This is a genomic window from Cellulomonas sp. P1_G12_2 (assembly GCF_056405535.1).
This window is the reverse complement of the sequence record NZ_JBFUBX010000004.1, coordinates 17093-30592: the sequence shown is the minus strand read 5'-3', so window position 1 is coordinate 30592 and position 13500 is coordinate 17093. Positions and strand designations below refer to the sequence as shown.

Here is a 13500-nt window from a genome sequence, read left to right as displayed (position 1 = left end):
GTCGCCCGGTCGGCTCGCCCCGGTCAAAGTGCCGGGATCGGACGCCCACCGCGGTAGCGCCGGGCTGGGTAGCGTCGATGTGTGCTGCACGGGCGGGACGGCGAACGAGCGCGACTGGCCGCTCTCGTCGACGGCGTACGGCGGGGGCGTGCGGGCACGCTCGCGCTGCACGGCGATCCCGGAACGGGCAAGACCGCGCTCCTCGACGACCTCGCCGAGGCCTGCCACGGGGTGACGCTGCTCCGGACCCAAGGGATCGAGTCGGAGTCGCCGCTGGCGTTCGCGTCCCTGCACCGGCTCCTGCGGCCGGTGCTCCCGCTGCTGGACCGCATCCCGCCGCCACAGGCCCGGGCGCTCGACCTCGCGTTCGGTCGTCACGACGGCGACCCCGTCGACCCGTTCCTCGTCGCCGTCGCGACGCTGTCGCTGGTCACGGAGGCCGCCGAGATCCAGCCAGTGCTCGCGATGGTGGACGACGCCCATTGGCTCGACGCCGCGTCGGCCGACGCGTTGCTGTTCACAGCCCGCCGGCTGGATGCCGATCGGGTCGTGCTGCTGTTCTCGGTCCGCGACGGGCTCGAGATGTCGTTCCCGCACCCGGGAGTGCCCTCGCTGCTCATCGGCGAGCTCGACGAGGCCTCCGCGCGGGCAGTGGTCGAGGACCACACGGGCGCCGGTAAGGACTCCGTCGCGACCGATCGGGTGCTGCGCCAGGCCGGCGGGAACGCCCTCGCCCTGGTCGAGCTCTCTGCCGCGCTGACCTCGGACCAGCTCAACGGCGCCGAACCCGTGCCGGCGTCTCTGCCCGTGACCGCAGGCATGGAGCGAGTCTTCCTCGACCGTGCTCGGCGCCTGCCGGAACTGGTTCAGCACGTCCTGCTGATCGTCGCAGCCGACGACTCCGGACGCGTCGCCACCGTTCGTCGCGCGGCCGGGAGCCTCGCCATCCCGGACCACGCCTTGGCGGAGGCGGAAGGGTCGGGCCTCGTGGTCCGAGACGGTGACCACCTGCGCGTCCGGCATCCTCTCGTGCGCTCGGCCCTCTACCAGGCCGCGCCCCCGAGCGTGCGCCGGGATGTGCACCGCGCGCTGGCGGCAGCACTCGAGGGCGTGGGCGAACCGGACCGCCAGGTGTGGCACGCCGCGTTCGGGGCAGACGGACCGGACGCGGCGATCGCGGCCCGTCTCGACGGCGCCGGTGCTCGCTCCGAACGACGAGGGGGTCATGTCTCGGCGGCCGACTTCTTCGAGCGCGCGGCTGAGCTCTCCCCGGACTCCGACCTGCGGGCGGAACGGCGGTTCTCTGCCGCGCGCAACGCGTGGGCCGCCGGCCAGACGACCCGCGCCCGGTCGCTCGCCACCGCTGCCCGGGGCGAGGCCGACGACCCCGTGCTGCTCGCGGACGTCGACCGGCTTCGTGGCCGGATCGAGGTGAACGTTGGCTCGGCGGCGGCTGCCCACCGCATCTTCGTGTCCGCGGCCGTCGCCGCGGCTGACACGGCGCCAGGTCGCGCACTCGATCTCGCGGTCGCCGCCGCGGGCCTTGCTGCCTACGGCGGAGACAGCGAGATCCGCCTCGACCCGTCGGTCGTGATCCGATCCGGGCACGAGCCGGACGACCCACGTACCCAGACTCTGCACGACCTGCTGCTGGCCATGACCGCTGCGTCCCAGCAYGCCTGGCCGGAGGCCGTCGCACACCTGCGAGGCGCCGCCCGGAACCGCACCGACGCGGACCCCGACCTCCTGGCGCACCTCGGACAGGCCGCCGTGCACCTCGGCGACGATGCCACGGCAGCGCAGGCCTTCGCGGCGATGCTCGGCACCGGACGTCAGAGCGGAGCGGGGATGACCGTGCTGTACGCGCTCCCCCGCCAGGCGTTCCCGCTGTTCCTGGCCGGTCAGTGGTCCGCTGTCGGAAGGTCCGCCGACGAGGCACACCGCCTGAGCACCAGCGTCGGTCAGCGAGCCCTGTCCGCCACCCCACTCGCGTGGCTCGTCCTGCTCGCGGCGCTCCGGGGCGAGGACGGGGCGCCCGAGGTCCGCGCCGAGCTCGACGACGTGGTCGAGCACCACCCGCTAGGCATCCTCGCCGCTCCGACAGCCGACCTGATCCGTTGGGCCGACGGCGCCCGAGCGGGACAGGCGGGCGCCGCCGAAGCCGCGCTCCACCACGTCACCCAGATGCGCGTGCCGGCACTCACCCGGATGGCAGCGATCGACCGCATCACTGCTGCGGTGCACGCCAACCAACCCGAGCAGGCGACCGAATGGCTCGACGAGCTCGTGCCGTTCGCCCAGGGCACCCGATGGCCCTGGGCGCTCGGAGCCGTCGAACACGCCCGCGCGCTGCTCTCGCCGCAGGCAGGAGCACCCGAACACTTCGAGCTCTCGCTGGCCCACTACGCGCACGCCGCCCGACCGTTCGACCTCGCCCGCACGCACCTGGCCTACGGTCAGCACCTGCGACGCGCGCAGCACCGTGTCGACGCGCGCCTACACCTGCGCCGGGCACTCGAGAACCTCGAGGACCTGCGCGCCGCGCCCCTGAGCGCCCTGGCCGCTCGAGAGCTGCGCGCAGCCGGTGAGACGGCACGCACGCGCGACGTCAGCACCCTGGTGCAGCTCACCCCGATGGAGCTCCAGGTCGCGCAGCTCGTCAGCCAGGGGATGTCGAACAAGGAGGTCGCCGCCCACTGCTGGGTGTCGCCACGAACCGTCGCCTTCCACCTGCGCAACTGCTTCGCCAAGACAGGCGTCAGCTCCCGCGGCGAGCTCGCCCAGCTCTCACTCGCTTGACGCCAGGTCCTGGTCCGACGATGCGCACGACATGCGCGCGACCCGCTCTCACTGGTCCCGCGGCTCTCGCGGCCTACCTCGTGAGCCGTGCAGGGCGTCTCTGCTTCGGACGAACTCGCTCTCGTCGATCTCGCCGCGGGCGAACCTGTCCGCGAGGACGCTGTCCGGGCTCGGGAGCGGCGTCTTGCCAGCGTCGCCCCGGGCCGTCCCGCCGCTGGAGGCGCTGCGCATGATCCAGACGACGAGTGCTGCGACCAGTCCCCAGAACACGAGCATCATCAGGGCCATGGTCACCCAGGCACTGGCGCCCCATCCGCCGTGTCCCCACCACATCATGACGATCCACTCCTCACAGGCCAGCGAGCAGGTTCTGCATCTCCGTGATCTCCGCCGTCTGGGCGTCGATGATCGTGCCCGCCAGGGCCATGGCGTCGGGGTTCATGCCCTCGGCCTTCTCCTGCTCGGACATCTCGATGGCGCCGCGGTGGTGCGCCACCATGCGCTCGAGGAATGACCGGTCGAACTCGGTGCCGTCGAGGCCGTCGAGCTCGTCCATCACCTCGGACTGGCTCATGCCGTCCATGTCCATCCCGCCCATGTCCATGTCGTCCATGCCCATGTCGTGGGACGTCTCCTCGTCCCAGTCGTCGAGCCAACCGGTCATGAGGTCGATCTCAGGCCCTTGGGCGGCCTGGATGCGCTGTGCGAGGGCCTTGACCTCGGGGCTCGCGGCTCGGGCGATCGCGACGTCGGCCATCTCGACGGCGCCCTGGTGATGGATGATCATCAGCTGCGCGAACTGGGTGTCGGCGTCGTTGTGGGTGGCCGCCGTGCTCTCCGTGCCCTGGTCCGAGCCAGGCGCCTGCCCTGTGTCGTTGCTGCTGGAGCACGCGGCCAGGGCGATCGCCAGGGCGACCGCAGCGGCAGAGGCGGTCAGGCGGCGACGCATCGGGTTCATGAGTCAGGTCTCCTTGAGCGGTCGTCGAGTTCATCGGCCCTGCTCACCTTGCGCCGTGACACCCTCATGGCCGGTCGTCGTCTCATCAAGGTGTGATGAAGGTGGCGCCCGTCGCCCGGGAAGAAGGGGCCGTTCACCGTCCTGCTCCCCCGCTGACTGCTTCCTTCACGGTCGTCGGTGCACGCAGGCGGGCATCCTGCGTCGCGGGGAGCGGCAGCCGCTTGAGCAGCAAGGCGTTGACGGCGACGATCACCGAGGACCCGGACATCGTCAGGGCGGCGATCTCGGGGCTCAGCGACACGCCGAGCGACGGGTAGAGCACGCCTGCGGCGATCGGGAGTGCGAGGGCGTTGTAGCCGATCGCCCAGCCCAGGTTCTGCCGCATCTTGCGCAACGTGCCCCTCCCGATCCGCAGCGCGATCGCCACGTCGAGCGGGTCGGATCGCATCAGGACGACATCCGCCGTCTCGATCGCGACATCCGTGCCGGCGCCGATTGCGATGCCGAGGTCGGCCTTGGCCAGGGCGGGGGCGTCGTTGACGCCGTCACCCACCATGGCGACCGTGCGTCCATCGGCCTGCAGACGGGCGACCTGGTCGGCCTTGTCGCCCGGCAGCACCTCCGCCACGACAGCGTCGATGCCGAGCTGGCCGGCGATGCGGCGGGCGGTCGCCTCGTTGTCCCCGGTGAGCATGACGACCTCGAGACCGGCCTCGTGCAACGCGGCCACGGCAGCGGCCGCGGTCTCCCGGGCGGCATCGGCCAGTGCGACCACGCCGACCAGCCGGCCGTCGACCGCGACGAGCACGGCGGTCCTGCCCGACTGCGCCAGCTCGTCGCGCCGGGCGGACAGCTCCCCGAGCGCGACGCCCTCGGCGGACATCAGCCGCTGGTTGCCGACCAGCACCCGGCGACCGTCGACCGTGGCCCCGGCACCGTGGCCAGGAACGTTGCGGAAGTCGACGGCGACGAGCACGGAGGCGCCGAGCTTGGTGGCGTGCGCGACGACGGCACGCGCCAGGGGGTGCTCGGACTCGCGTTCCACGGCGGCCGCCAGCGCGAGGACCTCCAGCCCGGGCAGGTGATCGACGACCACATCCGTCACCTCCGGCTCGCCCCTGGTGAGGGTGCCGGTCTTGTCCATCACCACGGTGTCGATGCGTGCGGACGTCTCCAGCGCCGTGGCGTTCTTGAACAGCACACCGCGGCGGGCGCCCAGCCCGGTGCCGACCATGATGGCCGTCGGTGTGGCGAGACCCAGGGCGTCGGGGCAGGTGATCACGACCACGGTGATGGCGAACAGCATCGCGGTGGGCACGCTGGCCCCGGCGAGGGTCCAGGCGAGGAACGTGACGGTCCCCCCGACCAGCGCGACGAGCACGAGCCAGAACGCTGCGCGGTCGGCCAGCCGTTGGCCGGGCGCCTTGGAGTTCTGCGCCTGCTGCACCATCGCGACGATCTGAGCCAGGGCGGTGTCCGAGCCGACCTTGGCGGCCCGCACCCGCAGGGTCCCGGTGGTGTTGATCGACGCACCGATGACCTGCGACCCGGGAGCCTTCGGCACCGGCAGGCTCTCTCCGGTGACCATCGACTCGTCGACCTCGGACTCCCCCGCCTCGACGACCGCGTCGACCGGGACCTTCGCTCCGGGCCGCACAAGAAGCAGGTCGCCGACGAGGACCTCACCCGTCGGGACCTCGACCTCGACCCCGTCCCGCAGGAGGACCGCCGTGTCGGGAGCGAGCTCGAGCAGCGTCCGGACGGCGTCGTTCGCGCCGCCCCGAGCCCGCATCTCGACCCAGTGCCCCAGCAGGACGAACGTTGTCAGGACCGTGGCGGCCTCGTAGAAGACCTCACCGCCGCCGGTCAGGGTGATCCACAGGCTGTAGAGCCACCCGGTGCCCACACCGACGGCGACCAGGACCATCATGTCCAGCGTCCGCGCCCGCAGCGCCCGGTAGGCGCCGTCGAAGAAGATCCACGCCGAGTAGAAGATGACCGGCAGCGAGAGCAGCAGGCTGAACACGTCGTCGCGCAGGCCGAGCGGGGTGCCGGCCGAGAATCCGAGCAGCTCGCGGCCGATCGGGGACCACAGGACGATCGGGATCGACAGCAGCAGCGCGACCAGGAAGCGGTTGCGCATGTCGCGCACCATGTCTGCCATCGAGCCGCCGCCGTGATGACCGCCGTGCCCCATCGTGTCCTGGGCCGACATCGGCGCAGTCGCACCGTGGTCGCCGTGATGACCGTGCGCGGACCCGGCGCCCCGGAGATCAGCGCTCGACGCGGGCATCCGGCTGCCGGCCGGATCGTCCATCGGCTCGCAGATGTGCTGCGGGACGGAGCGACCGTCGCAGTGGTAGCCGCACTCGGTGACCCAGCCGACGAGCTGGGCCAGGGAGGTCTGGTCGGCGTCGTAGGTCACGTTCGCGGTCTGGGCGAGTGCGTTGGCCTCCACACCCAGGACCCCGGGGCGGCGGGCCAGCGCGCGCTCCACGATCGGCTCGGAGGTCGCCCAGTGCAGGCCCCCCACTTCCAGGACTGTCGTCTCGACCTTCATGACCGCTCCCCGTCTCGTCGGACTAGCTCCTCTGCATACCCCATGGGGGTATGTGTTGGAGGCATAACGCGGGTGCCCGCAAGGAACTTCCCAGCCGACCATGAAGCCTTGATGAAGCCGACGTGGTCGAGCGCCGAGTCGTGGGGTCGGGTGCTGCCTAGAGCCGGGCCGTGGCCTCGTCGAGGAGCTCCTTGGGCTCGAGCCACATGGAGGGGTAGTTCCCGTACCACTGCTGGACACCGTCGGCGTCGACGAGGACGAACCCGTGGCCCGGGAGGCCCTCGTGCATGCCGGTGCCGAGGGTTCCGTAGGCCCGCGAGACCGTGCCGTCGTCCAGCAGGAACGGGCTGGCTACGCCGAGCCGGTCGCGGTCGGCGTTGATCTGCTCGGCGGTGTTCATGACGATCGGCAGCACGGTGATCCCGGCCGCAGCGAAGCCTGGCTCCTTCTCGATCTCGGCCATCTGCTGCAGGCACGCATCGCACGCCGCGCCTTCGTTGAAGTAGAGGATCACGGGTTCGCCGAGGAACGACGAGAGCGAGACCGTCTGCCCGTCCGAGGTCGGGAGGGTGAACCCGGGGGCGTGGCGGGTCTCCGCCGAGACGACGGGTCGCGAGCTGAGCAGCGCCACGGTCACCAGCGTCGCAATGACCAGGAAGCCTGCGCCCCACGCCGCCAGCCCGATGCGGCGTCGGCCGCGCCTGGCGCGGGCCTCGTTCTGCCTGAGCTCGTCGAGCTGGTGCTCGTGCTCGGCCTGGCGTCGGCTGGCGGTTCCGGAGGTCATCGCGCTGTTCCTTGCTGTGAGGTCGTGGTGGAGTGACACGACGGAACGTCCGCGTCGCTCGCCTCGTCGGCCAGTGACGGGTGCTCGTCGACGGGCTCAGCGGGCACGTCGGCCGCGGCGTCGTCGGGGGCTCGGCCTGCGCGGCGGCGACGTTCGGAGAGCATCGCCACGACGAACACGCCGACGAGGACGAGGAGCCCGGCGCCCAGGATGGGTTCGGGGACAGGGCTCACGAACCGCTGAACCGCCAGGAAGATGTCGGTGAGCGTGCTCGCGGCCGAGTCCTGGGCCTGCGTGCCGCCGGTCATGTTGGCGTCACCGGCCAGCGCGATGATGAAGACGCCCATCACCGCGAAGCCGACGGCCACGCCAACGTTCAGCGTGTTGGTCACGATGACGCGACCGGCGAGGCGGATGCGCACGAGCCTGGCGCGCACGAGCGTGCGCTCCCCCAGCCTCGCCTTGTCCCAGACCAGGGCCATCACGAACAGCGGGAAGACCATGCCGAACACGTAGGCCAGCCCCAGGGTCAGCCCGCCGACGGCCGAGCCGGACAACGCGGACAGGGTCATGACGCCGGCGAGGACGGGAGCGCAGCAGCTGGAGGCCACGCCGGAGAAGACACCCAGGGCGAAGAAGCTGGCCGAGTCGCCGCGGCTGGTGTCCGGGGCCCGCAGGAAGCTGGGCAGCGACCACATCTTCCCCGAGAGCGCGAGCACGGCGAGGGCGATCATGAGCAGCCCGCCCGCCCAGTACAGCGGGCCGTGGTATCTCGCGATCGCACCGGAGAGCAGGCTCATCCCGAGCGTGATCGGCACCAGCACCAGGGCCAGGCCCGCGGCGAAGATGAAGGTCAGCGGCAGCAGGCGCCACCGGCGGTTCTTGATCGCTCCGGCCAGGTAGCTGGGTGCCAGGAAGACGATGCAGCACGGCGCGAACAGAGCCACACCGCCGGCGAAGAACGCCGCCAGGATGCTGCCCGTGGTCAGGAGCTCGGCACCCACCTCATGCCCCCACGGGCGAGGCGTCCTGCGGGGCCCCGCCGGTACGCCGCTCGAGCAGCTTCGCCAGCTTCTTGCGCGGCAGCCGCCCGGCGCTGAAGTACGCATCGTCGACCAGCACGAGCGGGTTCATCGAGGGACGGTGGACGGCCACCAGCGACGCCCCCTCGGCGGACTCCAGCTCGACGATCCGCACCGTGAGGGGCAGTGTCCTGGACAGCTCGGTGAGCGCCTCGACAGCGTCGTCGCACAGGTGGCACGCGGTCGCGTGCACGACCGTCACCGGGGCAGGTGGCGTCGCGTACTGGTCGGTCACGGGATCTCCATCGGGGTGGGTGGGCTTCGGTGCCACGACCACGGTCCCGCCCGATGCTGTTTCTGCCGTCGCGGTGTGATGAGCGTTCGATGAAGCCTGGCCCGAGCGGTCGGTGGTCCCGCGATCTGACCGTGCCGACCGGACACAATGTGTGACATGGCCCCGCAGATGCCGTCGTCCCGACGTGCCCTCGTCATCGACGACGAGAAGGCGCTGGCCACCCTGATCGCCGACTACCTGGAACGCGACGGCTTCGAGGTGCACCTGGCCCACGACGGCCCCCAAGGTCTCGAGGCGGCGCGGTCGATCGACCCGGACGTCGTGGTGCTGGACCTCGGACTTCCCGGCATCGATGGCGTGGAGGTGTGCCGGCAGCTGCGCACGTTCTCCGACTGCTACGTCGTGATGCTCACCGCCCGGAGCGAGGAGGTCGACACCCTGATCGGGCTGTCCGTCGGCGCCGACGACTACATGACCAAGCCGTTCAGCCCACGCGAGCTTCAGGCACGCATCGCCGCTCTGCTCCGCAGACCGCGACGCGCGCCTCACGGCATCGAGGCACTGAGCGAACCGGTGCGCATCGGCGCCCTCTCGATCGATCTACCCGCCCGGGAGGTCCTCCTGGAGGGCGAGCCGGTGCCGCTCACCCGAACGGAGTTCGACGTGCTCGCGGCGCTGGCGCTCTCCCCGCAGCTCGTCTTCAGCCGCCGCGTCCTCATCGAGGCCGTCTGGGGTGAGAACTGGGTGGGTGACGAGCACCTGGTCGACGTCCACGTGCTGCACGTGCGGCAGAAGCTCGGCGACACGGCCGACGCGCAGCGCTACATCCGCACCGTCCGCGGTGTGGGCTACCGGATCGGCACCGGCGGATGAGATCGCCGGGATGGGGGCTGGCCGGCAGGCTCATGGCGGCCATGACCCTGGTCATCCTGGCCGGCGGGATCACCGCGTGGATCGTCGCGGGGGCGGTCGGACCGGTGATCTTCCACCAGCACATGGGTGAGGCCGGCATGGGGGCCGGACCCAGCGCGGTCATGCACGCCGAAGAGGCGTTTCAGTCGGCCAGCGCACTCGCCCTGGCCATCGGCCTGGCCGCCTCCGTGGTCGCGTCGCTCGCCGTGAGCGTGTTCCTGACCCGGCGCATCGCCTCCTCCCTCGGCACCCTGACCTCGGCCGCGACCCGCATCGCCGGCGGCCATCTCGACTCGCGCGTGGACCGCCCGTCACTCGGTGCCGAGTTCGACCAGCTCGCCGACGCCTTCAACGACATGGCACGCCAGCTCGAGGAGAGTGACGCCCTTCGACAGCGTCTGCTTGCGGACGTCGCGCACGAGGTCCGCACCCCGGTCGCGGTCATCGGCGCGTACCTGGAAGGCCTGGAGGACGGGGTGACCACCCTGACACCGCAGACCGTGAGCGTGCTGCGCGACCAGGGCACCCGGCTGGCACGACTCGCCGCCGACCTCGCGGCGGTCACCCGCGCGGAACAAGGTGCCCGCAGCCTGGTGCTCGCACCGACACCACCCGGCGAGCTCCTGTCCGCGGCACTCTCTGCCGCCCGCGGCAGCTACGTCTCCGCCGGTGTCGAGCTGACCCTCGACGTGGACCCAGGACTGCCGGCTGTCACCGCCGACGCGGACCGGATGAGCCAGGTGCTGGGCAACCTGCTCGACAACGCCCTGCGACACACGCCGCGCGGCGGATCGGTGCGCCTCGGTGCAGCACTGACCGAGGCTGGTCTCGTCCGCCTGACCGTCGCCGACACCGGGGAGGGCATCGACCCCGAGCAGGTCGGCCTCATCTTCGAGCGCTTCTACCGTGTCGACACGGCGCGGGACCGCGACAGCGGTGGCTCCGGGATCGGCCTGGCGATCGTTCGCGCGATCGTCGTCGCCCACGGCGGCACCGTCACGGCCCACAGCGCCGGGCTGGGCCGCGGATCGCGGTTCGACATCGACCTGATGCCCGCGCCGGGCCAGTCGGGCTGAGCGACCAACCCCAGGGCACCCGACTCCTGGTCGCCTCTGCGCGATGCCTCGCCCGCACCGCCGATCCCGCGCCCACGTCCTGGGCCGGGCAGTCCATGAAGTTTCGATGGAGGTTCAGGTCTCGGACCTACAGGTCCCATGTGCGCGGCCCTCGGCCCGTCGACAGTTCTGACGGAACCGTTCTCGAGGAGCTCGCATGCATCCCGCCCTTGTCCGACTGCCCGCCGTCGTGGCACTCGCCGCGTCGCTGACCGGCTACCCCGCCTTCGCGTTCGCGACGACGCCGAGCGCAGCGCAGCTGGTCACCCTCGTGAGCGCGGGTGCCGTGGCCGAGCCGGCTGACCCCACCTCTCCGCCCGCTCACGACATGAGCGACATGGAAGGGATGGATCACACAGGGGCCGACACCGAGCCCGACGAATCGGCGGCCGGGCACAGCGAGCACGGTGCGAGCACCGACGCGACGCCCTCCTCCGCCCGTCCGCGAGCGGCCGTGCTGTCGACCTTCGCCGGCCTGAACGCAGCCGTCCTGGTCGTTGCTGCGGTGCTGCGCCGACGCGACCGCGATCGCCCCCGCCACCGGCCCCGCCCGGCCGCCGCCCCCGCCGCTGCCTGACCCTCGCGAAGGACACCACGATGACCACGCTCACTCCGCCGCCGGCTCAGGTCGACGCCGTCGACCCGGACGTCACGCCGGGCCCGGACCTGACCCCGCCGCCGGTGGGTCGCAACCTCATGACGATCCCGTGGGTCGCCCGCTCGCTGCGCTCCGGGTGGTACCCGAAGATCTTCCAGATCCCCGTGGCGGCCGTCTTCGGACTGGTCGCCTACCAGCTGCTCGTCGGCCCGGACGTCGCGCACGAGAACGCCGGCACCGCGCTCATGTGGGTGCTGTGGTGGCCGGTCATCCCGATCGTGTTCGTGCTGCTGGGACGCTTCTGGTGCGCGGTCTGCCCGTTCGGCGCGATCTCGGACGTCGTGCAGAAGTGGGTCGGAGTCAACCGGCCCGTGCCGAACTTCCTCAAGAACAACGGCATCTGGATCATCGATGTGTCGTTCCTCGCGATCACGTGGGCCGACCACGTCTGGGGTGTCGTGGAGTCGCCGTGGGGATCCGGGGTCCTCCTCCTCCTGCTCACCACCGCCGTGATCGCCTCCGGCGCCCTGTTCCAGCGACGCACGTTCTGCCGGTACCTGTGCTTCCTCGGCGGCCTGTCGGGCAACTACGCCCGCACCGGCATGGTCGAGCTGCGTGCCGACTCCGACATCTGCAGGACCTGCAAGGCCAAAGCCGTCTGCTACAACGGCAACGACAAGGTGGCCGGGTGCCCGCTGTTCACGTTCCCTCGCACGATGGAGGACTCCGCGAACTGCAACCTGTGCGCCAACTGCATCAAGTCCTGCCCGAACGACGCGATCCAGGTGCGCCTGCGCAAGCCCACCAGCGAGCTGTGGTTCATCACCAAGCCCAAGATCGAGCAGTCGATGCTCGCCATGGCGATCATGGGCATCGTCCTGATCCAGAACATCACCATGCTCGAGGTCTGGAACGTCGTCCTCGCCCAGATCGAGGCGCTCACGGGGATCACCAGCTACGCCGTGATCTTCACCGTGGCGTTCGCCGTCGCCGTGTCGGTACCTGTGGGCCTGCTGGCTCTGGCGTCTCGCGTCGCCGCCAGCCGGAACCTCGAGAGCACGAAGCTGAACTTCGCCCGCTTCGGGTACGCGCTCATCCCCCTGGACGTCGCCGCGCACCTCGCGCACAACCTGTTCCACCTGCTCGCCGAGGGCGGCTCGGTCTACTACACCGTCGGCGCACTCTTCGGCGTCGGCGGCACCGGCGGCGATCCTGCGCTCATGAGCACGGGTGCCATCCAGGTCCTGCAGTTCGCCCTGCTCGCACTGGGCATCGCGGGCTCGCTCTACACGGCTCGACGCATCGCCCACCGTCGCTATCGCACGACCGCCCGCCGGAGGGCGACACTCATGCCGTACGTCGCGATCATCGTGCTGCTCGGTGCGATCAACGTGTGGATGTTCCTGCTACCCATGGCCCACCGCATGTGACCGCTGCCTGCTGACGCTCACCCCGGGCCGTGACGACTCGGGCAGAGCACGGCAGTCTTCCCATCGGGGTGCGCTCAAGCCGCGGGACGACGTCCACCCTCGCCGGGCGTCGACACTCTCAGTCCCCGAACAGGGCCTCGACGTCCGGTAGACGCTCGAACCGCGAGAACGTCCCTCGCTCCGCGATCTCCCTTGCGGCCGACAGGACTCCGTCCCACGCGGTACGCGCGAGCGTGCCCCCCACGCTGATACGGCGGACCCCGAGCTGCGCGGCCTCGGCAACCGTGGTGAACGGAGAGTTGATCAGGAGGTTCACCGGTTTCGGCGACACCGCCGCCACGATGGCGGACACGTGCTCCAGGTTGTCGACTCGCGGAGCGTAGAGGCAGTCCGCGCCGACGTCTGCGTACGCACGGAGCCGTCTGATCGTCTCGTCGATGTCGGGACGGCCGCAGACGAACCCCTCGGAGCGGCCCGTCAGAACGATCCCCGTGCCGCTCTCGTCGATCGCTTGGCGTGCCGCGGCCACCCGCGCCACCGCCAGCTCGAAGTCGAACAGCGGATCGGCCTCATCTCCTGAAGAGTCTTCGATCGAGAGCCCGGCGATCCCCGTCCCCGCGGCCAGCTTCACGTTCGCCGCGACGCCGGCGGGATCCACTGCGTACCCGTCCTTGAAGTCTGCGTTGACCGGCACCGACACTGCCTCGGCGACCTGACGGAGATGCTCGAGCGTCTGATCCAGGGTGACCCGGGCGTCCGGGAGGCCGAGCGTCCAGGCCAGGCCGGCACTCGTCGTCGCCAACGCCTGGAACCCCAGCTCTTCCAGGAGACGCGCGCTCCCCACGTCCCACGGGTTCGGCATCACGAAGCACCCCGCACGATGCAGCCGATGGAACTCGGCGACCCGATCCTCGTCCATGTCCGACCCACACCCCGTCAACGAGCCAGGTTTCTCGCACTCTATTCCGATCGAGTCGACCTGTGTGAGGTCTGTTGCGTCTGCCACCCGGGTCCGGATCACCCGACG

12 protein-coding genes are annotated in these 13500 nt (G+C 70.9%); 5 read left to right on the top strand and 7 right to left on the bottom strand.

What is annotated here, in order from left to right; translation table 11 throughout:
• The first annotated feature begins 81 nt into the window (after positions 1 to 81).
• Positions 82 to 2799 (top strand): helix-turn-helix transcriptional regulator, encoded by a 2718-nt coding sequence (locus AC1DXT_RS14075; RefSeq protein ID WP_477061936.1) that lies wholly within the window; start codon positions 82 to 84, stop codon positions 2797 to 2799.
• Between the two features lie 48 nt (positions 2800 to 2847).
• Here the strand turns inward: AC1DXT_RS14075 and AC1DXT_RS14070 are convergent, their stop codons facing one another.
• From AC1DXT_RS14070 to AC1DXT_RS14045, 6 genes are all read right to left on the bottom strand, one after another.
• Positions 2848 to 3093 carry an SHOCT domain-containing protein gene (locus AC1DXT_RS14070; protein WP_477061935.1) on the bottom strand — a complete coding sequence of 82 codons (246 nt, stop codon included), beginning with the start codon at positions 3091 to 3093 and terminating at the stop codon, positions 2848 to 2850.
• A gap of 55 nt (positions 3094 to 3148) precedes the next feature.
• Complete coding sequence (locus AC1DXT_RS14065) at positions 3149 to 3757, bottom strand: DUF305 domain-containing protein (protein ID WP_477061934.1); 609 nt, start codon at positions 3755 to 3757, stop codon at positions 3149 to 3151.
• Positions 3758 to 3890: 133 nt separating this feature from the next.
• Positions 3891 to 6317, bottom strand: coding sequence for a heavy metal translocating P-type ATPase (locus AC1DXT_RS14060; protein ID WP_477061933.1), 2427 nt, complete (start codon positions 6315 to 6317; stop codon positions 3891 to 3893).
• A gap of 157 nt (positions 6318 to 6474) precedes the next feature.
• Positions 6475 to 7101: a peroxiredoxin family protein gene (locus tag AC1DXT_RS14055; RefSeq protein ID WP_477061932.1), complete on the bottom strand. Its 627-nt coding sequence runs from the start codon at positions 7099 to 7101 to the stop codon at positions 6475 to 6477.
• Positions 7098 to 8105, bottom strand: a complete 1008-nt coding sequence (locus tag AC1DXT_RS14050) for a cytochrome c biogenesis CcdA family protein (protein WP_477061931.1) — start codon at positions 8103 to 8105, stop codon at positions 7098 to 7100. Before AC1DXT_RS14050 ends, AC1DXT_RS14055 begins: the two co-directional genes overlap by 4 nt.
• A 1-nt stretch (position 8106) precedes the next feature.
• Positions 8107 to 8418 (bottom strand): glutaredoxin, encoded by a 312-nt coding sequence (locus AC1DXT_RS14045; RefSeq protein WP_477061930.1) that lies wholly within the window; start codon positions 8416 to 8418, stop codon positions 8107 to 8109.
• Positions 8419 to 8565: 147 nt separating this feature from the next.
• On the opposite strand from AC1DXT_RS14045, the gene AC1DXT_RS14040 reads away from it, so the two are divergent.
• From AC1DXT_RS14040 to AC1DXT_RS14025, 4 genes are all read left to right on the top strand, one after another.
• Positions 8566 to 9291, top strand: coding sequence for a response regulator (locus AC1DXT_RS14040; protein WP_477061929.1), 726 nt, complete (start codon positions 8566 to 8568; stop codon positions 9289 to 9291).
• A gap of 41 nt (positions 9292 to 9332) precedes the next feature.
• Positions 9333 to 10406 (top strand): HAMP domain-containing sensor histidine kinase, encoded by a 1074-nt coding sequence (locus AC1DXT_RS14035; RefSeq protein WP_477061928.1) that lies wholly within the window; start codon positions 9333 to 9335, stop codon positions 10404 to 10406.
• 196 nt (positions 10407 to 10602) lie between these two features.
• Positions 10603 to 11022 carry a hypothetical protein gene (locus AC1DXT_RS14030; protein WP_477061927.1) on the top strand — a complete coding sequence of 140 codons (420 nt, stop codon included), beginning with the start codon at positions 10603 to 10605 and terminating at the stop codon, positions 11020 to 11022.
• A 20-nt stretch (positions 11023 to 11042) separates the two neighbouring features.
• Positions 11043 to 12473: a 4Fe-4S binding protein gene (locus AC1DXT_RS14025; protein ID WP_477061926.1), complete on the top strand. Its 1431-nt coding sequence runs from the start codon at positions 11043 to 11045 to the stop codon at positions 12471 to 12473.
• Positions 12474 to 12591: 118 nt separating this feature from the next.
• Here the strand turns inward: AC1DXT_RS14025 and AC1DXT_RS14020 are convergent, their stop codons facing one another.
• Complete coding sequence (locus AC1DXT_RS14020) at positions 12592 to 13494, bottom strand: isocitrate lyase/PEP mutase family protein (protein ID WP_477061925.1); 903 nt, start codon at positions 13492 to 13494, stop codon at positions 12592 to 12594.
• Between the last annotated feature and the right edge of the window lie 6 nt (positions 13495 to 13500).